Source organism: Devosia sp. WQ 349K1, from assembly GCF_016595685.1.
Lineage (GTDB): Bacteria > Pseudomonadota > Alphaproteobacteria > Rhizobiales > Devosiaceae > Devosia.
In genome coordinates, this window is the sequence record NZ_JAENGO010000001.1 from 789004 (window position 1) to 811150 (window position 22147).

18 protein-coding genes are annotated in these 22147 nt (G+C 56.7%); 7 read left to right on the forward strand and 11 right to left on the reverse strand.

Annotated elements, in window-relative coordinates:
• Window positions 1-813, reverse strand: a complete 813-nt coding sequence (locus JHL21_RS03810; RefSeq protein WP_200211967.1) for an inositol monophosphatase family protein — start codon at window positions 811-813, stop codon at window positions 1-3.
• On the reverse strand, window positions 810-1670 hold the full coding sequence (ttcA, locus tag JHL21_RS03815; protein ID WP_169195088.1) for a tRNA 2-thiocytidine(32) synthetase TtcA: 861 nt from the start codon (window positions 1668-1670) through the stop codon (window positions 810-812). The genes JHL21_RS03810 and ttcA overlap by 4 nt, the downstream gene beginning before the upstream one ends.
• A gap of 177 nt (window positions 1671-1847) precedes the next feature.
• On the opposite strand from ttcA, the gene JHL21_RS03820 reads away from it, so the two are divergent.
• Both JHL21_RS03820 and JHL21_RS03825 read left to right on the forward strand, forming a co-directional pair.
• Window positions 1848-3221, forward strand: a complete 1374-nt coding sequence (locus JHL21_RS03820) for an SbmA/BacA-like family transporter (protein WP_200211971.1) — start codon at window positions 1848-1850, stop codon at window positions 3219-3221.
• Window positions 3222-3562: 341 nt separating this feature from the next.
• Window positions 3563-4276, forward strand: coding sequence for a hypothetical protein (locus JHL21_RS03825; protein WP_200211972.1), 714 nt, complete (start codon window positions 3563-3565; stop codon window positions 4274-4276).
• Between the two features lie 179 nt (window positions 4277-4455).
• Here JHL21_RS03825 and rpsD read toward each other — a convergent pair whose 3' ends face one another.
• The 5 genes from rpsD to JHL21_RS03850 all read right to left on the reverse strand — a co-directional run bounded on the left by rpsD (window position 4456) and on the right by JHL21_RS03850 (window position 8714).
• A complete protein-coding gene (rpsD, locus tag JHL21_RS03830) occupies window positions 4456-5073 on the reverse strand; it encodes a 30S ribosomal protein S4 (RefSeq protein ID WP_169195066.1) in 618 nt (205 codons plus the stop codon).
• A 217-nt stretch (window positions 5074-5290) separates the two neighbouring features.
• Window positions 5291-6529, reverse strand: coding sequence for an MFS transporter (locus JHL21_RS03835; protein WP_200211974.1), 1239 nt, complete (start codon window positions 6527-6529; stop codon window positions 5291-5293).
• Window positions 6530-6592: 63 nt separating this feature from the next.
• Window positions 6593-7393 carry an RNA methyltransferase gene (locus tag JHL21_RS03840; RefSeq protein WP_182394031.1) on the reverse strand — a complete coding sequence of 267 codons (801 nt, stop codon included), beginning with the start codon at window positions 7391-7393 and terminating at the stop codon, window positions 6593-6595.
• A 57-nt stretch (window positions 7394-7450) separates the two neighbouring features.
• Window positions 7451-8038 (reverse strand): GNAT family N-acetyltransferase, encoded by a 588-nt coding sequence (locus JHL21_RS03845; protein ID WP_200211977.1) that lies wholly within the window; start codon window positions 8036-8038, stop codon window positions 7451-7453.
• Between the two features lie 94 nt (window positions 8039-8132).
• Window positions 8133-8714 (reverse strand): GNAT family N-acetyltransferase, encoded by a 582-nt coding sequence (locus JHL21_RS03850; RefSeq protein ID WP_199530978.1) that lies wholly within the window; start codon window positions 8712-8714, stop codon window positions 8133-8135.
• Window positions 8715-8809: 95 nt separating this feature from the next.
• Between JHL21_RS03850 and JHL21_RS03855 the strand changes: the two genes are divergently transcribed.
• The 3 genes from JHL21_RS03855 (at window position 8810) to JHL21_RS03865 (ending at window position 10929) form a co-directional block, all read left to right on the forward strand.
• On the forward strand, window positions 8810-9259 hold the full coding sequence (locus JHL21_RS03855; protein ID WP_200211978.1) for a GFA family protein: 450 nt from the start codon (window positions 8810-8812) through the stop codon (window positions 9257-9259).
• Entirely contained in the window at window positions 9256-9591 is a 336-nt protein-coding gene (locus tag JHL21_RS03860; protein ID WP_200211980.1) for a TfoX/Sxy family protein, read from the forward strand. The genes JHL21_RS03855 and JHL21_RS03860 overlap by 4 nt, the downstream gene beginning before the upstream one ends.
• A gap of 120 nt (window positions 9592-9711) precedes the next feature.
• Entirely contained in the window at window positions 9712-10929 is a 1218-nt protein-coding gene (locus JHL21_RS03865) for an NADP-dependent isocitrate dehydrogenase (RefSeq protein ID WP_182394035.1), read from the forward strand.
• Window positions 10930-11203: 274 nt separating this feature from the next.
• On the opposite strand, the gene JHL21_RS03870 is transcribed toward JHL21_RS03865, so the two are convergent.
• Window positions 11204-12943 (reverse strand): VWA domain-containing protein, encoded by a 1740-nt coding sequence (locus JHL21_RS03870; protein ID WP_200211982.1) that lies wholly within the window; start codon window positions 12941-12943, stop codon window positions 11204-11206.
• A 368-nt stretch (window positions 12944-13311) separates the two neighbouring features.
• Between JHL21_RS03870 and JHL21_RS03875 the strand changes: the two genes are divergently transcribed.
• Entirely contained in the window at window positions 13312-14196 is an 885-nt protein-coding gene (locus JHL21_RS03875) for a DMT family transporter (protein ID WP_200211984.1), read from the forward strand.
• A 54-nt stretch (window positions 14197-14250) separates the two neighbouring features.
• Here the strand turns inward: JHL21_RS03875 and alaS are convergent, their stop codons facing one another.
• On the reverse strand, window positions 14251-16890 hold the full coding sequence (gene alaS / locus JHL21_RS03880) for an alanine--tRNA ligase (protein ID WP_200211985.1): 2640 nt from the start codon (window positions 16888-16890) through the stop codon (window positions 14251-14253).
• Window positions 16891-17126: 236 nt separating this feature from the next.
• A complete protein-coding gene (gene recA, locus JHL21_RS03885; protein WP_169195257.1) occupies window positions 17127-18200 on the reverse strand; it encodes a recombinase RecA in 1074 nt (357 codons plus the stop codon).
• A 280-nt stretch (window positions 18201-18480) separates the two neighbouring features.
• Between recA and araD1 the strand changes: the two genes are divergently transcribed.
• On the forward strand, window positions 18481-19476 hold the full coding sequence (araD1, locus tag JHL21_RS03890; protein WP_200211986.1) for an AraD1 family protein: 996 nt from the start codon (window positions 18481-18483) through the stop codon (window positions 19474-19476).
• 66 nt (window positions 19477-19542) lie between these two features.
• Here the strand turns inward: araD1 and cckA are convergent, their stop codons facing one another.
• Window positions 19543-22110 carry a cell cycle histidine kinase CckA gene (gene cckA, locus JHL21_RS03895; protein ID WP_199530970.1) on the reverse strand — a complete coding sequence of 856 codons (2568 nt, stop codon included), beginning with the start codon at window positions 22108-22110 and terminating at the stop codon, window positions 19543-19545.
• Window positions 22111-22147: the final 37 nt, after the last annotated feature.

Here is a 22147-nt window from a genome sequence, read left to right on the forward strand (position 1 = left end):
TTAGAAGGTAAAGACCTCACGGCGCAGCGCCTGCCAGCTCTCCTTGTCAGGCGCGATAAGCAGCCCACCATCAAGGTCTGCAGCGCGATAGGGCGAACCATCCAGCTTGGCCACATGCGCGCCCGCTTCCTCGACAATCAACGAACCCGCCACGTGATCCCAAGGCATGGTCTTGTTGTACATTTGGAAGTGCACGTGCCCATCGGCAGCAAGGCGATACTCATGGCCCGCGCAGCGATAATTGGCGGTCACCTTCACAAGGCTCAAATTCCCCAAAACCTCGCGACGGTGTGGTTCTGGAATGTAGGTGGTTGACGTCAGCCCGCCCATTTCTGAAACCGGCACTGGATCGGCATATTTCAGACGCTTGCGACGACCATCGGGAAACACCTGCCAGGCGCCACACCCACGCTCCGCCATAACGAAATCATCGCCCATCGGATCATAGATCACGCCCGCGACGGTTTCCCCGTTCTGCACCACGCCAGCCATGACCGCAAACAGCGGCAGCCCACCGACGAAATTAGCCGTTCCATCAACAGGATCGACGTAAATCACGACTCGATCCTCGAAGTTGGTATTGAGCAGTGCCGCATTGGCCGACACCGCTTCTTCGCCAATCACAGTATGGCGCGGCGAATGCTCATTGATCGCCGCCGTAATCACGCGCTCGGCGTTGACGTCCGCCTCGGTCACCAGATCAAAAGCGCTGGTTTTGGTCTGCACCGCGCCCTCATCGAGTTTGCGGAACCGCGGCAGGATTTCCTGCTGTGCGGCTTGTTTCAAAATCGCGGCGAGACGGTCGATGTTCATTCGGCAACTTTCTGCTGAGCAGCAAGGGACGCAAAATCAAACAGGCGCGTATCCAGCATATGGCTGGCATTGATATTGCCCATGGCCCGGATCATCGTATCCTTGCGGCCCGGCATACGCTTTTCAATATCGGTGAGCATGGCCTTCATCGCATTGCGCTCCAGCCCATCCTGCGAACCGCACAGGTCGCATGGAATAATCGGGAACTGCATGTGGTCGGAGAATTTTTGCAAATCCTCTTCCGCGCAGAAAATCAGCGGACGCAGAACTTCGAGATCGCCCTCGTCATTGACCAGTTTCGCCGGCATTGCCGCCAGCTTGCCGCCATGGAACATGTTCATAAAAAAGGTTTCGAGGCTGTCGTCGCGATGGTGTCCCAGCACCAGCGCCGTACAGCCCTCTTCACGTGCAATGCGATAAAGATTGCCGCGCCGTAAGCGCGAGCACAGCGAACAATAGGTTGCTCCCTGCGGCAGCTTATCGGTCACAATCGAATAGGTGTCCTTGTATTCGATACGGTGCTCGATGCCCAATTCGCTCAAAAACGCAGGCAGGATGTGCTTCGGGAAATTCGGCTGCCCTTGGTCGAGATTGCACGCCAACAGCTCAACCGGCAGCATGCCGCGCGCCTTGAGGTCGAGCAGCAGCGCCAAAAGCCCATAGCTATCCTTGCCGCCCGACAGCGCAATCAGCCACTTCTCGCCCGGACGGACCATGGCGAACTTCTCAAGCGCTTCGCGAGTATTGCGAATGAGGCGCTTACGCAGCTTATTAAATTCCACCGAACGCGGCGCTTTAGCGAAGATGGGATGGATGCCGGTATCAGCATCCTCATCCAGCGTAGCTTGGGCTTCCATCACCGCGGACATTGGCAAAACTCTCTTCATCAGACGTAAGCTTGCTGATACCGCCGATAGCCCGGAATTGAAAGGGAAAGGCAAACTCGTGAACGCACTTACTTACCGCAGTGTAACTTGTGTGAATCTGCGGTTCGCCTCTAGATAAGGCAATATTGAACACCTCGGGAGATTTCGGTGTTTCGGTCTTTTTTCCCCGTACCCAAACTGTTTTTCGGCTCTGCCGCGCTATGGCTTCTCGCCGCCGTCGTGATCTGGTTCACCGTTGGCGATGCGATCCGACCCTATATCAGCATTGATCGCTTCACCCATCCGGTCGCAATCGAGGCTACGACTGCCCCAACCACTGCTCAAACGGCTACGACAGAAACCGCGGCACCCGACGCTGTCGCCACGACGACTGCCGACGCCGGAGACACCACCGAACCCGCCCCGAACCCAACCGCCGCTGCGGAAGCTGGGGCCAAGCTCGATTTCCTGAACGGTGATCGCGTCTGGCTCTATCAGTTCGTGTTGATCACAGCCCTGATCTTCTGCGTCTTCTGGTATTTCTACCAGCGCAATGATTGGTATTGGTGGTCAGTGGTGTCCACCACGGTCATCCTGCTGATCATCTATTTCCAAGTGCAGGTATCGGCCTTCGTCAACGAATGGTCCGGCTCGTTCTTCAACACCATCCAGCTTGCGCTCACGCAACCCGGATCGGTCTCGGCCGACCAGCTCTACGGCCTCGTTGGCACCATTTTGTTGGTTGCGCTCCCCAGCGTGCTGGTCTCGGTTCTGCTCGCCTTCTACACCTCGCACTACGTCTTCCGTTGGCGTAAGGCGATGAACTTCTACTACATGGCCCATTGGCCAAAGATCCGCCAAACCGAAGGCGCGGCGCAGCGTGTTCAAGAAGACACCATGCGCTTTGCCCAGATCATGGAAGATCTCGGCACCGCATTCTTCGACAGCTTGATTACGCTCGTCGTCTTCCTCCCCCTGCTTTGGACGCTCTCCGCAAACATCAGCGAATTGCCACTCTTCGGCGACGTTCCCGGTGGTCTGGTATGGGTCGCCTTGGTCGGCGCAGCAGCTGGCACAGCTTTGCTTGCTGTCGTGGGGATCAAGCTGCCAGGCCTCAACTTCGCCAACCAGCGCGTTGAAGCGGCCTATCGTAAGGAACTCGTTCTCGGCGAAGATCAAGCCGATCGCGCCCAACCCGCGACCATCCGTGAGCTCTTTGCGGGCGTGCAGAAGAACTACTTCCGCCTCTATTTCCACTACACCTACTTCAATCTGACCCGCTACGGTTACAACCAAGTCATCGGCTATGTGCCGCTCTTGGTGATGGCCCCGTCCATTCTGGCCGGCACGCTCACCATGGGCCTCTACCAGCAGATCCAGATCGCCTTCGGGCAGGTGTTCAGCTCCTTCCAGTTCTTCGCCCGCGCTTGGACGGTCATCGTGGAGCTGCAATCGGTCATCATGCGCTTGCGTCAGTTCGAGAGCCACATCCCGAACGACCAGGAGCCAATCAAGGTAAGCGTCTCCGGCGCAACGACCTAAGCAATCAAAGCCGCCCCCTGGGGCGGCTTTTTTGTCCCCGAGCGGGCCGCTACCTGCCACGTCCCCAGATCGTGCCCTCGCGCAAATCTGTCGGGGTCGTCACATCCTTCCCCTCCTAAGCAACCCTCTTTGCAGAGCCCGAACGCTGTGGACACAGGCCTGCAAGGGGATACTGCGCGGGGCATAGTTCTTTGCCCTGCGGACCAGTCGGGACAGTCACGGAATAAATATTACAAGGAACTGGGAACTTATCTGCAGCAAACAACTTACCTCAGGAGATAGCCGGGAATGACACATCAAGTCTCTCCCATCCAAAGTTTTTTTGCCTGCTGAGTTCATGTATGTTTGTATTGACTAGTCGCCGCGCACTGGCGCTGGCAATAGGCCTCACAGCCTTAACTCTTCCAGCAATTGCCCCAGCAAAAGCGGCAGATCTTCCCCTCAACTGGGTTCATCCCCCAGTTGCAGCGCCAGCCCCCCAAGCTGTCGAAGAAGACTGTGAAATCTTAGTGGATCTGCCGGCAGCAGACTTGGCCGCATTTTATGCGCGCAATCCTCACTGCCCAGAGACGGCGGTTACGCCGTCAGTTGAAACTCCCCCTGCGGCAGGAACGACGCCAGCACCATCCCCGGGTGGCACGACCGCCAATGGCCCGCAGATTTCCATCGATCGTCCTCCACCACCAGACGAAGACGACTGGGGCCCACACAGCACGCCCCCTCCGTCCTCCAGTGGCCCTCAAATATCCATCGACCGGCCACCGCCACCAGACGAAGACGATTGGGGCCCACACAGCACGCCGTCTCCTTCGCCCAGTGGTCCTCAGATATCCATCGACCGACCACCACCGCCAGACGAAGACGATTGGGGCCCACACAGCACACCGTCCTCCGACTCCAGTGGTCCTCAGATATCCATCGACAGGCCACCACCGCCAGACGACGACGACTGGGGCCCACACAGCACACCGTCCTCCGACTCCAGTGGTCCTCAGATCTCCATCGACCGGCCACCGCCGCCAGACGAAGACGACTGGGGCCCACATAACCTGTAGGCGATCACCGCCGCAGTCCCTCCATCGAACTTGCCTCCTCTCCCCCTCCAATGTGCCAGTCCAGGCGAACCTCCCTCCCCTATGCGGGGCGGGATCGAGGGCGAGATAGCCAACCCCAAAACAAAAAAGGGCCGCTCCGAAGAGCGACCCTTTCCGTATCGAAAAATTCGAAACGCGGATTAACGCGAGTAGAATTCGACGACCAGGTTTGGTTCCATCTGAACTGGGTACGGAACGTCCGACAGAGCCGGAACGCGCACGTAGGTCGCAGTCATCTTGTGGTGGTCAACATCGACGTAATCTGGAACGTCGCGTTCAGCAAGCTGAACAGCTTCGAGCAGAACGGTGAGCTGCTTGGAGCGCTCACGAACTTCGATCTTGTCACCAACCTTGACCTGGTAGGAAGGAATGTTGACGCGCTTACCGTTGACCAGAATGTGGCCGTGGTTCACGAACTGACGAGCTGCGAATGGAGTAGCAACGAACTTCGCGCGATACACGATCGCGTCCAGACGGCTTTCCAGCAGACCGATTAGGTTTTCACCGGTATCGCCCTTGCGACGAGCTGCTTCGTCATAAAGACGACGGAAGCCCTTTTCGGTGATGGAAGCGTAGTAGCCCTTGAGTTTCTGCTTAGCGCGGAGCTGTAGGCCGTAGTCGGAGAGCTTGCCCTTGCGACGCTGACCATGCTGGCCTGGGCCATATGCACGGGTGTTCAGCGGGGACTTTGGGCGGCCCCAGATGTTTTCGCCAAGACGACGATCGATCTTGTACTTAACGGAATGACGCTTCGACATCGCGTATCCTTCTCGTAGAGAGTTGAAGGTTTCGCGCCCTCCTTTGCCTTGCTTGCACAAGGCCGACAGACTCCCTTGCGAGAATCCCGGGTGCGCCTATAGCCCCGAAGGGCGGGATAGGTGAGCCGGTGTTTATTGACCGACTCCCCAAGAGTCAACCCAAAGTACCGGAAAACGCGGCAATCTTCCGCCCACGTCGTCGCTTTTTGCGCTCTCGCTACACCATGCGCTTGTTGATCTGCCGCTGCTCACGCAATTGCGGAAAGACCCGGCTCCAGATCACAGCAATTGCCATGGCCCCAAACCCGCCGATCACCACCGCTGGCACAGCGCCAATGAAATGCGCCACAGTCCCGGCCCGGAACTCGCCTAGCTCATTGGACGCACCGATAAACACCGAATTCACCGCATTGACGCGACCACGCACCTCTTCGGGTGTCCACAGCTGCATGATGGTTTCGCGAATGGTCACGCTGACCATGTCCGAGGCTCCGACCAATATGAGAGCCGGGATCGAAAGCCACACGGTCGAAGACAGTCCAAAAATCACCGTAAACAGGCCGAACAGCCCAACAAACAAAAACAGCAACTTCCCGGCATGATCACGGATCGGGAACCGCGTGAGGTAGAGCGCCATGGCAATGGCCCCGATCCCCGGCGACGCGCGCAGCAGCCCCAGTTCCACTGGGCCCGCATGCAAAATATCCTTGGTATAGATCGGCAGCAGCGCATAGGCCCCGCCCATCAACACCGCGAACATATCGAGCGAGATCGCGCCCAACACGACCTTGTTCGAAAATATGTAGCGAAAGCCGCCGAAAATGGTCTCAAGGCTCGTCGCTTGGCCTGCCTTATGCTGCGCAGGCTTGGGGATCAGCATCACGGTGATCATACCACCGGCCAAAAGCAGGGCCGCTGTCCCGAACGCGAAGGCCGGACCAATCCCATAGAGCAAGCCACCCAAGGCTGGTCCGGTGATGGAGGCGAATTGCCAGGCCGAAGCGTTGACCGTGATCGCGTTTGAGAGCGCCTCTGATGGTACAAGGTTCGGAGCCAGAGACTGCGCCGCCGGTCCCCAGAACGCCCGCGCCGTGCCCAAGAACACCAGCACAACGAACATCGGCCAGACCTCGTCGCTGTTCCCCCCTGTCAGCACCAAAAAGCTCAGTGCGCATAAGAGCTCAACAGCCAAACAAATGGCCATGATACGGCGTCGACTAAACCGGTCCGCCGTCAGCCCGGTCACCAGCATCAAAACCAGCGCCGGCAAAAACAGCGCCAGCCCGACAAGTCCAAGCAGCAGCGCATTGCCTGTCACATCATAAATGTGCCACGCAATCGAGACCGACATGATCTGAACGGCAAAGCTGACGAGCAATGTCGTCAGCCAGAAAAAGCGGAAACCGATATAAGTAAAAGCGAGCTTGGAGGGCTCAGAGGGGGCGTGCGTACTCATGAGTACACTGCATCGCACTTTGCCCCCACGCCGTCAAAGACCAAATAGAGCGTGAGTTCTAGCTCACTCGTCTTTCTGCGACTTCTGCCGATTGGGGTTCGGCCGCTCATGGCGACGATCAATGGAAGAGATCACGCCCCGCAAGGTGCGGATTTCTTGGCTCGTAAAGCGACCACGCGTCAGCGCCGTACGCAGATTGGTGATCACGCTGGGCTTTTTGTCAGGCGCGGTAAAGAACCCCGACCCTTCCAGAACGGTTTCCAGATGCTCCATCAGCCCCACCAGTTCGTTGCGTGGCGCAGGCTCATGCAGCCCATCGCCAAACGGCAGGGCCTTGCCTTCTTCGCTGGTGCGACGGAACTCGTAGCTCATCAGCAAGACTGCCTGGGCAATGTTGAGGGAGGCAAAAGCCGCTTCAACCGGCAGCGTCACAATGGCGTCAGCCAGCGCGACTTCATCATTGAGCAGTCCCCAACGCTCACGTCCAAACAGCAAGCCGACCTTTTCGCCCTTGCGAATATGGGTCGCCATGGTCGCTGACGCTTCTTCCGGCCCATAGACCTCTTTTTGCATATCGCGCGAACGCGCAGTGGTCGCATAGACCAGCGTCAAATCGGCAATAGCTTCTTCGAGAGTTTCATAAACCGTCACGCGTTCCAGCACGTGGTCAGCCTTGGATGCCGCAGCAATTGCCTTTTCATTGGGCCAGCCATCGCGTGGACGGACAAGGCGCAAGTCCCACAAGCCGAAATTGGCCATGGCACGCGCGGCCGAACCGATGTTTTCTCCCAACTGAGGCTCACACAAAATGATCGCCGGAGTTGGTGCGTAGTTAATCGGTTGAGAACTGTCCGTGCCTGCCATGTGCCGCCCATCCTAGAAAGTCTGGGCGGCATATCGCAATTGCTTGCTAGGGGCAAATCAAGCGACGCGGCCACGCACCGGTAATTGCACGATTTTTGTGGCCGGACGCCAATCGCGGTCGAGCAGTGCGAAGTGCATTTCTTCGTCCCAATCGCCTTGATAAAGTGCATGCTCACGGTAATGCGCTTCCAGTCGCATACCCAGTTTCTGCAGCAATTTCACAGTGTTGTGGGAGCGAGCATCACTTCGCGCCACAATGCGATGCATATTGAAATGGTCGAACCCCAGCTCGAACATCGTCGACAAAGCCTGCGTCAAATAACCTTGCCCACTCATGCTCGGCTCAATGGCAAATGTCATTTCGCCCTGACGCGCCATGGCATCATACCAACGCAAGCTAACCTGCCCGATCAGCCGTTCATCGCCCTTCCGGCATAGCGCCAGCGTGAGCACATCGCCGGGCCGCACCAGATCGGTTTGCTTACGCATAAGCTCGACCGCCTCGGCTTCGTCTCCGGCATAGCGAGATGGGCGCTCCAAATAGCGGGCAAGCGTTGGCAGAGCGTGATAGCGCGACACCGCCTCCAAATCCGCACGCTCAAAGGGGCGTAAGATCAGATGAGCAGTTTCAATCGGAAAACGCAAAGTCGACATCCTCGGGTCCCTTTCAGTTGAGTGAAATATCAGCACTTGCCCGTTGAACGGCGTCAGCTGCTCGCGGTTCCCGAAATATTGTCTCCTATAATAGCGTCTTAGAGCCTTGATTTTGCGCGACCCACTCACGGCTCAGCATGGCGTAGTACAGTTCCTCATCCCAGCGCCCTTTGAACAAGCCGTGCTCGATGAAATGCGCTTCCTTCCGCATCCCCAAGCGCTCCATCAAGCGCCATGACGGGGTGTTAGCGGCGTCGCAGCGGGCAAAAACACGATGCAGTTCGGCGCTTTGAAAGGCGAGAGCCAACAGCACGCGGCACGCTTCGCTGGCGTAGCCCTTGCCCTGATGATCTGGATGGAAAATCCAGCCAATTTCTCCCTGACGCGCTTCAACATTACGCAGGATAAGACACACCTCACCCACGAGGGTCCCATCGCGTGTCTCGACCGCCAGCGTCAGCCGACTATCGACCTTATCCAAATGCACATGATTTATCCTCTGCTGGATGGCTAGCGCGCATTCTTCGCGCGTCAGCGCCTCATCCATCAGATACTGCGCCACGTCCTCACGTCCGCGATACGCAAACATCGCATCAGCGTCCCGGCGCGAAAAATGTCGCAAAACCAGACGCTCAGTCTCAAGAGGCGAGTGTAGGTGAAAATCCATGAGCTTTATCACGCCATTGGCGCCTTCCCACTGCTCAAAACATTTGGCACTTTTGGCCCCTTGCGCCACGAAATGCCAAATGCAAGCCTATCCAGATGCCACAAGATGTACAGCATAATGCCATAGTAGAAGCCAATGGACGCTGCGACTGCGGGGCGGTCACGGTCAGGGCGAGTGGTCGCATCCTTTCCATGTTCACCTGTGCCTGTCTGAACTGTCAGGCAGTCACTGGCACCGGCCATAGCAGCATAGCGCTCTTGGCAGCAGACGATATCTCCCTCACCGGCGAAACCAAGCCCTATACCCGTGACGCCGCCTCCGGCGCGCGCTTCACGCGCCACTTCTGCCCGGTGTGCGGCACCACACTCCACGCCCAAAGTTCTCGCGCTCCGGGCGTCAGCATCCTACCTGTCGGTATTTTCGCAGGCAATAATCAGTGGTTTAAGCCCAAACACCTACTTTTCGGACGCAGCCGCCAACCTTGGGACTGGCTGCTAGAAGACCTGCCCATCCACGAAACCTATCCCGAGAAAGCTGCGCCATGAGCATGGCCATGCAAGAGCTACTCGACCGGTTGGAAGCAATCATTCCGCCAAGCCTTGTCTACGCGACCAAGAAAATGTTCGGCGGAACAGCCCTCATGGTCCGTGGCCACATGGCGCTTTGGGCCGGAAAAGAGGGCAATATGCTCGTCCGCGTCGGAAAAACCGGAATGGAAACAGCGCTCAAACACGAAGGCACCTCGCTCATGGAAATGACAGGACGCACCATGGGCGGCTTCGTTCTGGTGTCCGGCGATGTGCTGGAAGACGAGGAAACGCTGGCCTTCTGGTTGCAAACGGGCCTCGCCTCAGTCCAAATTCTTCCGCCGAAGTGAACACAGACTTCTCGGCATGCCCCCTTGCCGAGCCTAACTTTGCTCTTTCTTTGGCCGATGTTATACGGCTTACTCACGCGCGGCTAAGATGCCGCTATCATGCTTTTAAGGGAGTTTTCGATGAGCAAGATCAAAGTCGCCAACCCGGTCGTCGACCTCGACGGCGATGAAATGACCCGCATCATCTGGCAGGCCATTAAAGACAAGCTCATTCATCCCTACCTCGACCTCGACATCGAATATTACGATCTGTCGGTCGAAAACCGCGACGCCACCAACGATCAGGTGACCATTGACGCTGCAAACGCGATCAAGAAGCACGGCGTCGGCATCAAGTGCGCGACCATCACCCCAGATGAGCAGCGCGTCGAAGAATTCGGCCTCAAGAAAATGTGGAAGTCGCCAAACGGCACCATCCGCAACATCTTGGGCGGCGTTATCTTCCGCGAACCAATCATCTGCAAGAACGTGCCACGCCTCGTTCCAGGCTGGACCCAGCCAATCATCGTTGGCCGTCACGCTTTCGGCGACCAGTACCGCGCCACCGACTTCACCTTCCCAGGCAAGGGCACGCTGACCATCAAGTTCGCCGGCGAAGACGGCACCGTCATCGAGCACGAAGTCTTCCAGGCTCCGGGTTCTGGCGTTGCCATGGCCATGTACAACCTCGACGACTCGATCCGCGATTTCGCTTATTCGAGCTTCAACTATGGTCTCGCCCGTGGCGTTCCGGTCTACCTCTCGACCAAGAACACCATCCTCAAGGCCTATGACGGTCGCTTCAAGGATATCTTCCAAGAGATCTACGACGCCGAGTTCAAGCAGAAGTTTGAAGAAGCCAAGATCTGGTACGAACACCGCCTGATCGACGACATGGTTGCCTCCGCCCTTAAGTGGTCCGGCGGCTATGTTTGGGCTTGTAAGAACTACGACGGCGACGTGCAGTCCGACATCGTCGCCCAGGGCTTTGGTTCGCTCGGCCTGATGACCTCGGTTCTGGCGACGCCAGATGGTAAGATTGTTGAAGCTGAAGCTGCCCACGGCACCGTGACCCGTCACTACCGCCAGCACCAGCAGGGCAAAGAAACCTCCACGAACTCGACCGCGTCGATCTTCGCTTGGACCCGCGGCCTCGCGCACCGCGCCAAGCTCGATGACAACGCAGAGCTCGCCAAGTTCGCGCTGACTCTGGAAAAGGTCGTTGTCGACACCATCGAAGAAGGAAAAATGACTAAGGACTTGTCCTTGCTCGTTGGTCCAGATCAGCCATGGCTCTCGACCCTCGGCTTCCTCGATGCGATCGACGAAAACCTCCAGAAGGCAATGGCTAAGGCCTAATCCCTTCCAATACCAAATCAAAGAAACGGCGCCCCTGTGGCGCCGTTTTTTTTATTCACAAAACCAAAGACTTGAACCGTCCAAAAGCAACGGTGGCACACCACCATGTCCTGCGAACCAACCGCTACAAACGCCACCCTGCCCAAGACGCCTGTGGCCTCACTAAAGCACGGTCGAACACCAAAACGGGCCTCGACTGCCGAGGCCTAATCCACTCACCAAAAAACAAAAAGGGCGCCCGTTGGGCGCCCTCCTCAGATTGAAACCGACCAATCTATTTCGTCTTTTTCTTGCCCTCTGTGGGCTCAGAAGCAGGGGCAGACGACGCTGGCTGATCAGCGGCGATACCGGCAGCGGCGGCGGCAGCTTCAGACACTTCCACCTCCACACGTTCACCGGCGATGACGGTAAACGGCACCTCATATTCTACGTCGTCGGCAAACTGCCCCACGGCAACATAGTCGCCCTCGGCAAAAGCGTACTGCCATTCGACGTCATATTTGGTAGTGACCTCACGGCGCGTGCCATCGATACCTAGCCCGGCTTCATAAATGGCCATGCGCTCTACGCCCGGCGCAGTGAAAGCCGCAACCCCGGCATTGAGATTGACCACAAGGTCCAGCCGCTCACCATCGACTATGGTAATAGGGGTCTCAACGCTGACAGCTTCAAAGTCAGTTTTGAGGATATAATCCCCTGGCGCTGCATAAAATTTAGCCGACGTATCATATTCCACGTCGATCTCTTCACGGCGTCCGTCGATGGATTTACGGGCCGACATCAAACCATACCGCAGCTGATTGCTGGTCACATCCACGCCTTCGGCATAGATCGCCGTGGCCTCCATAAAGCCCGCGTGGAGATTGATGTCCTTCTCTAATATTTCACCCGCAGTGAGAGAAAACTCTTCGGTATAGATGACGGAGTCATGGGTCACCTCCATCTCCAGCGGTCCTGCTGGAAGCCGGAAAGTGCCTTCGCCAAACTCAGTAGACCTGTCATCACCATAAGAGATGCGGATCTGCGTATTGCTATTGGGAACCTCGCCTTCCGAGGTTACGGCGCGGACCTTCACCAAACCGGCATTCAGATTGACCACCGGCTCGGCCAACTCACCATCGCCAACACTGATTTTCTGCTCGACCTTCGCCCCGCCCAAAGTGGCGCGCAAATAGTAATCACCGGGCTCAACGTTGAACTTAGCCCCTGAGTCATATTCGGTTTGCAAACGCTCACCGATACCGGTTGTAGCGACTGCGTGCACCTCCCAGACCAACTGGCCCAATTCATTATGATAAGGCACGCCCTCGGCCAATATGGCCTGCGGCACCAGATTAAACTCATGTTCCACTGGAGCAGGTTCAGGTGCTGGTTCGGGTTCTGGAGCTTGGGCGACTTCGGCAACGGCGGTGCCGAGAGCATCAACTAGCCCTGCCCCGTTATCAGCCGAGAAATACTTGCCGCCGGTGTTCTCCGCGAGGCAGGCGACTTGTCGCCCTTCCTCATCGGTCAAACCAAAACCCAGAACGTGGGTGGTGAAATTGACGCCTTGCGCTTCTAACTCATTGCCCAGCGCACAAGGATCAACCTCGCAAGTCTCCAACCCGTCAGTAATGAGAATGACCGTTGCGGCATCCTCGGTGTAGCGCAGTTCTTCCGCAGCCAAGCGCACCGCATCACTGAGTGGCGTCATGCCCTTAGGGTTTATTTTCGCTGCAGCTGCATTGATTGCCGCAGCTGTCCCAGACGCAGGCGCCACCAGCAACTCGATATCGCCGCAGTTTCCCTTTTCGCGGTGACCATAGGTCATAAGACCGAGCTCTAACTCACCCGGCAGGGTGGACAGCACTTCGCTCAACGTATCGCGAGCAATGCCAATTCTGGGCGTTCCATCGACTTGGGCCCACATTGATCCGGACCCGTCCAAAACAATAATGGCCTGTTCCGCGGACGTTACCGGAACAACCATAGCCAGAGCGACGCAAGCTCCGGAAAAGAGTTTAATCAAGTTCAATCTAGGCTCTCCTCACGAGGCAGAACCGAAACCAGCCCTGCACTATGCTTCGCACCCAGAGACGAAAATAGGCAAACAACTAAACTGATAGCAATAGATCACGCCATCACAAGTCAAACTAACCCCTAACAGAAGCCAATAAAGTAACGCACAACTTCCATTTGGAAGCAGAGCCTAACCAGCGACGAAAAACTTAAGCAACTGTCATTAAATACATTTCACATCCCGAAGCGACGTAACCACCCCCTGTCTTCATCACCTCCTTGAAAAATCATACAAAGCGGCGCACTCCGTGAGTGACGGGGTAAGATTTCACTCGTATGGTAGTCCCGTCTACCGAATCTCCCTTTTTTCACTGAGTGATCCTGATGCCTATCGGCGTCCTACTTGCGTTTGTCGCCTACGCCGTTTTCTCTATGAGCGACGCTCTGATCAAAGTGATCGGCTCTGGCATATCTGTCTTTGAAGTCGCGTTTTTTACGGCCATATTCTCCATCATCCCTTTGATGCTCCGCAAAGACGGCGAGCGTTTTCGCGACATATACAAGCTCCACCACCCTTGGCTCTTGCACCTCCGCTGCGCGACGGCAATTACGGGGAGCGCCTGCGTAGTCTACGCTTTTACGCATATTCCCTTTGCCGACGTCTATGCGATCGGCTTCACCACACCTGTATTCGTCACCATACTTTCAGTAGTGTTTCTCAAGGAACACGTCACCATCCAGCGCTGGCTGCTGCTGGTCCTGTGTTTCTTGGGTGTTGTATTGGTCATCCGCCCGGGCGTGCGTGAAGTCCTGCCCGGCCACTACATTATGATGTTCGGCGCCTTCCTTGGCTCCATCACGACCATCATTCTGCGCCATGTAGCGCCCCGCGAGCGGCGCGTTAGCATTGTCGGGCTGCAAGTGCTCTATTCGGCGATCATCAATGGCTTGTTGATGATCCCAACCTTCGTCATACCAACGTGGGAACAGATGCTGATCTTCCTCAGCATCGGCCTGCTCGGAGGGCTCGGCGGGCTACTTGTCATTGCAGCCACGAAGGTCACACCGGCCAACATCGTGGCCCCTGTCCAATACAGCCAGCTCATCTGGGCTATCCTATTTGGGGCACTCTTCTTTGGCGAATACCCGGATTGGGTAGCCATTATCGGCATGGTGATCGTGGTGATCGCTGGCCTCCTCAACGTCATCAGCGACCGCAGACCGATCCGCTGGAAGCCCCGCATCTTCTTCTTTCGTACCGGCCAATAGCCATAAAAAAAGCCCCGTCTCTCGACGGGGCTTTTGTATTTCGAACTGACCCGCTTAGAGCAGCGCGCGGATCGCCGCAACGGCGTCTTCAGCTTTGGAAGCGTCTGGTCCACCACCCTGAGCCATATCCGGACGACCGCCGCCGCCCTGACCGCCGAGAGCAACTGTAGCGGACTTGATCAATGTGCCTGCAGCGTACTTGGCGGTGAGGTCTTCGCTGACGCCAATAGCAACAGTGCCCTTGCCGTCTTCACCCTTGAGGACAACGACAACCACGCCGGAACCAATACGCTTCTTCTCAGCGTCAACGACCGACTTGATGTCCTTAGCCGCAATGCCTTCAACCACGCGACCAACGAAGGTCACGCCGTTGACTGTTTCGGTAGCGCCGCCACCTTCACCGCTACCGCCGAGCGCCAGCTTCTGACGGGCATCAGCAAGAGCCTTTTCAGCACTCTTAAGCTGGTTCTGCAGCGCTTCAATACGATCAAGAACCTCGTGGGTTCCCGAACGTAGGAGACCGGCCGCCGAGGAAACCAGCTGGATATTGGTGTTGCCACGATGACGAGCTGCAGTGCCGGTGAGTGCTTCAACGCGACGGACACCAGCAGCAACTGCGCCTTCCGACACAATCGACACCAGACCGATATCGCCAGTACGCTTCACATGCGTACCGCCACACAGTTCAACGGACCAGCCAACACTGTTACCGGTTGGCTCACCCATGGAAACAACGCGAACTTCGTCGCCATATTTTTCGCCGAACAGAGCACGCGCGCCAGATTCCTTAGCTTCTTCCACGCCCATTAGGCGTGTTTCAACCGGGGTGTTCTGGAGAATGATCGCATTGGCGATGTCTTCAACTTCTGCCAATTCCTGTGGCGTCATTGGCTTGGTGTGGACGAAGTCAAAGCGCAGACGATCGGCCGAAACCATCGAGCCCTTCTGCGCAACGTGATCACCGAGAACGAGGCGCAGCGCTTCGTGCAGCAAGTGGGTCGCGGAGTGGTTCGAACGGATCGCCGAACGACGTGTGTGATCGACAACCAGCTCAACAGCCTGACCGACCTTCAGCGCCCCCTCCTTGACGGAGACGCGATGCGCGAAGACGCCCTGATACTTATTGGTATCGGTCACAAGGGCCACAACGCCATCAGCCTTGATCACGCCGCTATCGCCGACCTGACCGCCGCTTTCGCCATAGAATGGTGTCTGATTGACGACGACAATGCCGTCCTGACCAGCGGAGAGTTCAGTGACTTCCTTGCCATCGACCAAGATGACATTGATCTCGGCTTCTGCAGTTTCAGTTTCGTAACCGAGAAATTCGGTTGGGCCGAGCTTGTCGGCAAGACCGAACCAAACAGTGTCGGTGCCCGCTTCGCCCGAACCAGCCCAGTTTTTGCGGGCCTCGGCCTTCTGCTGCGCCATAGCGGCATCAAAGCCTGCCTGGTCAACAGTGATCGAACGCGAACGCAAGGCGTCTTCGGTCAGATCGAGTGGGAAGCCATAGGTGTCGTAGAGCTTGAACGCGGTCGCACCAGCGAGCACGTCGCCTTCGCCCAGCGAAGCGGTTTCGGCTTCGAGGATCTGCAGGCCACGGCCAAGGGTCTTGAGGAAGCGGCCCTCTTCAAGACGGACGGTTTCCGCGATCATGGCTTCGCCACGGCTCAGTTCTGGATATGCCTGACCCATTTCGCGCACGAGGGTTGGAACCAACTTGTGAATCACTGGCTCATTAGCACCCAGAAGGGTCGCATGACGCATCGCACGGCGCATGATGCGGCGCAAAACGTAGCCGCGACCTTCATTGGACGGCAGTACGCCTTCAGCAATGAGGAAGCTCATCGAACGCAAGTGGTCGGCAATTACGCGCAGCGAGCGATTGCCCGGACCGTTGATGTCGGAATTGGTTGCGTGAGCGGCAGACGAGATCAGCGCCTTGAACAGGTCGATATCGTAATTGTTGTGAACCCCCTGCATCACTGCAGCGATACGTTCAAGACCCATGCCGGTATCGATGGACGGGCGTGGCAGGCCAGTACGCGAACCATCGGCATGCTGTTCGAACTGCATGAAAACAAGGTTCCAGATTTCGATCCAACGATCGCCATCTTCATCAGGAGAACCCGGAGGGCCGCCCCAGACCTTATCGCCGTGGTCATAGAAGATTTCCGAGCACGGACCGCAAGGGCCGGTATCGCCCATCTGCCAGAAGTTGGACTTGGCGCCGAGGCGAACAATGCGATCTTCAGAAAGACCAGCAATCTTCTTCCAAAGCTCCATAGCCTCATCATCGTCCTGATAGACGGTGACCATCAGCTTGTCTTTTGGAAGAGCCCAATCCTTGGTGAGGAGGTTCCAGGCCAGTTCAATCGCGTCGGACTTGAAATAATCGCCAAACGAGAAGTTTCCGAGCATTTCAAAGAAAGTGTGGTGGCGCGCGGTAAAGCCCACATTGTCCAGATCGTTGTGCTTACCGCCAGCGCGTACGCACTTCTGCGCCGTCGTCGCGGTCGAGTAAGGACGCTTTTCAACGCCGGTGAAGACGTTCTTGAACTGGACCATGCCCGCATTGGTAAACATCAACGTCGGGTCATTGCGCGGGACGAGCGGGCTCGAGGCAACAGCTTCGTGGCCATTGCGTGCAAAGTAGTCGACAAAGCTCGAACGAAGATCGTTTACGCTGGTCATACACAGGCTTTCATGGCGAGCGGGCGCAGTGACGCCCGAGTAGGAAAATTTGGGGGCTATTTATCGTGATGGCTCGTTGTGTGTCCAGCGTTGGACGGGGAAAAACCGGCGAGTTTTCAGCAAGTGGCGCATTTGCCCCAAGTGCTGTGACGGCTTTGTCAATTATTTGACCTAAAGCGTCTCCCCGGAAAACAAAAACCCCCGCCGAAGCGGGGGTAGTGCAATCAATTTCAATCTTAGTCTTCGCTACCTGCGTCGTCTTCGCCGGCCGCCACCAAGAGCACTTCACCGAGGAGGCCGGAGCTTTCGCGCACACCCTGTTCAATGGTGTTGGCGACTTCTGGATTATCCTTGAGGAACTGTCGGGCATTTTCACGCCCCTGCCCCAGACGCTGACTTTCCCAGGAGAACCAAGCGCCCGCCTTATCGACGATGCCGGACTTCACACCCAGATCGAGCAATTCACCGGTTTTGGAAATGCCTTCGCCATACATGATGTCGAATTCGACCTGACGGAACGGCGGGGCAAGCTTGTTCTTGACCACCTTCACGCGGGTCTGGTTACCAACGATCTCTTCGCGATCCTTGAGAGCACCGATACGACGGATGTCCAAGCGAACTGACGCATAAAACTTTAGCGCGTTACCGCCTGTGGTGGTTTCTGGCGAACCATACATCACACCGATCTTCATACGGATCTGGTTGATGAAGATGACCAGACACTTCGACTTCGAAATCGACGAGGTCAGCTTACGCATGGCTTGGCTCATCAGACGCGCCTGCTGTCCCGGCAGGCTATCGCCCATTTCGCCCTCAAGTTCAGCGCGAGGGGTGAGAGCCGCAACCGAGTCGATGACGAGCACGTCGATCGCGCCCGAGCGCACCAAGGTGTCCGTGATTTCAAGCGCCTGCTCGCCAGTATCCGGCTGCGAAATCAACAGGTCGTCGATATTCACGCCAAGCTTACGAGCATAGACCGGATCAAGTGCGTGCTCGGCGTCCACAAACGCGCAGATGCCGCCCTTACGCTGGGCCTCCGCGATAACATGCAGCGCCAATGTAGTCTTACCGGAGCTTTCCGGACCAAAAATCTCGACAATACGGCCCTTTGGCAGACCACCAATGCCCAGCGCGATGTCGAGACCAAGCGAACCGGTTGAAATAGCTTCAACTTCAATCGCCTGGTTTTCACCCAAGCGCATGATTGAGCCTTTACCGAAATTACGTTCGATTTGGCTCAGCGCGGCCGCAAGAGCCTTATCCTTGTCCATAGATCCACCTTCAACAACGCGAAGCGACGAAGCTGCCATAATGCTGTCTCCTTATTTCACGCTCTCGAAGTCACTGCAACGAGAGGATCTAGCCAATGTGCGATATCTGTATCGCATTTGTTCTCACTTTGTACCCATTCAGTCAAGGCGGAAAATGAGAACAAAGCCAGACTTTTGAAAGACAGCCTGTTCAGGGCCCAATTGCCGCGATTCTGCTGCGCCTGTCGCGCCACTTTAAAAAGTATGATTTATAGCTAGACAGCTGCCAAAAGCTTGGGTTCTATGCCCCCGCTCAGGGGAAGCGCAGCCGAGGACTGATATGCATCTCATTCAATATTTGGACGACAACAACACGCGTGCTGTGGGCGTAACGCTCGAGGGCGTCACGAGACGCCTCAACGAGATCACGAGCGTCTACGCTTTGGCGCAGAAGGCTTTTTTGACCAAAGGTGGCATCCCTGCAGTGGTGAAGGCTGTGGGTCTTGGTGAGACCGTCGACAAGGCACAGCTCTCCGCCGCAGGACGCTTGCTTTCGCCCATTGACCACCCCGATGCCGCCCATTTGCACGTTACCGGAACGGGCCTAACCCACCTTGGTTCGGCAGCAACCCGCGACGCAATGCACAAGGCAAATGGTTCAAAGCCTGTCGAAGAGCTGACCGACAGCATGAAAATGTTCCGTATGGGACTTGAGAACGGCAAACCGAAAGACGGTGAGCGTGGCGTCCAGCCGGAGTGGTTCTACAAGGGCAATGGCAATATCGTTGCGAGGCCCGGCCAGCCAATCCCGTCCCCAAGCTTTGCCCTCGACGCTGGTGAAGAGCCGGAGATGGCCGGCATTTACGTGATCGATGGGGATGGCAATCCTCGCCGCATCGGCTTTGCCGTAGCCAATGAGTTTTCTGACCACGTCACCGAGCGCATCAACTATTTGTACCTCGCACACTCGAAACTGCGCTGGTGTTCATTTGGCCCTGAAATCCGTGTCGGTGATTTACCGAAGCACGTGGAGGGCACCTCGCGCATCCTGCGTAATGGCGAAGTTCTGTGGCAAAAACCGTTCCTCTCTGGCGAGGACAACATGAGCCACACCATAGCCAATCTCGAATACCACCACTTCAAATATGACCTATTCTGCCAGCCGGGCGATGTGCATGTGCATATGTTCGGGACAGCAACACTGAGCTTTGCTGATGGGATTTCGACTCAACCCGGCGACGTCTTCGAAATCGAAGAGACCCAGTTCGGTCTACCGCTCCGCAATGGCGTTGCGATCGATGCCGACAAGGATGTGAAAGTTTTGGGGCTCTACTGATCCCCTCACCCGCGCAGTAAAAAGCCCGCTTCTCATGAAGCGGGCTTTTTTGTTCAGACTACATGATCAGTTCGGCTTGTCCTGGCGCTGCAGGACTTCCTTGACCTTGGAATTGATGTCGTCGAGCGAATAAGGCTTTGGCAGGAAGTCGACGCTCTGATCGTCCTCAATGTCGCGTCGTACGCTTTCCTCAGCATAACCAGAGACGAAGATGATCTTGAGATTTTTGATCTTACCACGGATCGATTTGAGCATGGTCGGTCCGTCCATTTCCGGCATCACCACGTCAGAGATGATCAGATCGACCTCATAATTGTGGTCTTCGAGCACCCAGATCGCCTCTTCCCCGCTATCGGCTTCGAGCACTTCATAGCCGGTAGCGCGCAGCGCGCGAGCGGAGAAGGCACGGACGCTTTCCTCGTCTTCCACGAGCAGAATGCGTTCGTGACCGGTAAGGTCCTTGGCTGGAACGGCGGCCGCGATAGCTGCCTTCTGCACTTCTTCAATCGTCGGTACATGACGCGGCAGGAAGATCTTGAAAGTCGTGCCCACGCCGACGGTCGAAACCGGATAGATAAAACCTTCGGTCTGTTTGACGATGCCATAAACGGTCGACAGACCAAGCCCGGTACCCTTGCCGAGTTCCTTGGTGGTGAAGAAAGGATCGAAAATCTTCTGCAAGATTTCTGGGCTCATACCGGTACCGGTATCTTCCACCTCAATGAGCACGTAATCGGCTGCCGGCATGCCTTCATGGCGCATGGAGACAACATCGATCTCGCCCACATTGCTGGTGCGAATGGTGATCGAGCCACCATTAGGCATAGCGTCACGGGCGTTAACGACGAGGTTGATAATAACCTGCTCTAGCTGCACCACGTCAGCGCGAACTGGCCAAATATCACGTCCATGATCGACGGCCAGCTGGTTCTTTTCGCCAATCATGCGCTTCAATAGCACCGTCAAATCATCAACGATCAGCGGCAATTCAAGCACTTGTGGCCGCAGGGTCTGGCGGCGCGAGAAAGCCAAGAGCTGCCGGGTAAGACCGGCCGCGCGATTAGCGTTCTGCTTGATCTGCATCAGCTCATTAAAGGATGGATCGCCCAACTTGTGCTTGAGCAAGAGGAGATCGGAGAAGCCAATAATAGCGGTGAGGAGATTGTTAAAATCGTGGGCAATGCCGCCTGCCAACTGACCAATCGCCTGCATCTTCTGGCTTTGCGCAAACTGCGCTTCGAGCTTGCGCTGGTCCGTCATATCAAGCGCGTAGACGTTCACCTGTTCAGGCGAACCAGCACTGAGTTCCGAAGCGGAGATATAAAGGCGAACCGCGTGATCGCCTTCCATATTGAGCGTCGCATCTACAGGCTCGACGGCCGACCGCCCCGACATAGCGTCGGCAATGGCCTTCACCAGCTTGTCGCGGCTAGAGCCATCGACCAAGTCAACGACCGGATGCAGCTCCAGACTTTGCGCTTCCCCCGACCACTGGAAGATACGGCTGAATGGGGCATTGGTACGGACAATCCGCCCTTCCCCATCAAGGGTCGCAATCGCGAATGGCGTATCGTTGAAGAAGCGCGAGAAGCGCACTTCAGCGGCGCGTAGCGCTTCTTCATTGTCTGGGGCACTGGAGCGATCGAGCACCAACGTCCGGGTTTCCCCGAGTTCGCCATCGGCCAAGCGCGCTGCACGGTGCAACAGCCGCACCGGCAATGTCGTGCCATTGCGGCGCACGAAATCTATGTCGATGATCTCCGTGCGAATTTCGCCATCGCCACGACCACGCATCAGCAGCGACGCACCATCTCCACGGACAATGTCCGATAGCGCCAACTGGCCGACATTAAACTCGGCCAAATCATAGCCCAGCCAATCCGCAAGCGTTGAGTTGAGATACTGGATGCGGCCCTGGGCATCTGCAGAGAAGAAACCGGAAGGCGAGTGATCAAGATAGTCAATGGCGCGCTGCAGATCGCGGAACGCCGTCTCGTTGTTTTCGCGATCACGCGTAATGTCTTCTACCGACCAAGTGACTAAAGGCTTGGTCGTTTCGTCGCTAGCAGGGAGCGGACGCACTGCGACACGATACCAGAAAACACGATTGGCTTCAGCCTGAGAACCACCGAGGCCGCCCGGAATTCGAATGTCTTCGATGGCATTTCGGCCTTCCTTGGCAGCGCGCGACAGTCGGTAAACCGCCTCGCTCGCATCGGCATATCCCGCAAAAAGGCGCGGTACGCCAACAGGGACACCATTGGTGACGCCGCCGGGGAAACTACCATAATGGTGGTTCACATATGAAATCTTGCCGTCACGGTCAGCAATCAGCACGCCAAAGGGCATGCTATCGACCAGAGCATGATTGACGGTACGGCGTTCTTCGGTTGAGGCGAAGCGGAAGAGATTGGCCGCAAGCCCGAACAGGAAAAACACACCAGCGACAGCTAGCAGCCCAACGAAACTCATCACGATCTCGGGTGATATGCGATCCCCGAAGAGAGAAAACACAACCGCCGCCGCAATCAGCGCCGCGCCGAGTAGTATAACGCGCCACAATCCTGTGCCGCCGCGCGCAGCGTCGAGGACGGGTTCGGGATAGCTATGCTCGCCGAGCGGCGTCCTTGCCATAATTACGTGCTCCAACGTCCCGAATCGAGACAATTAA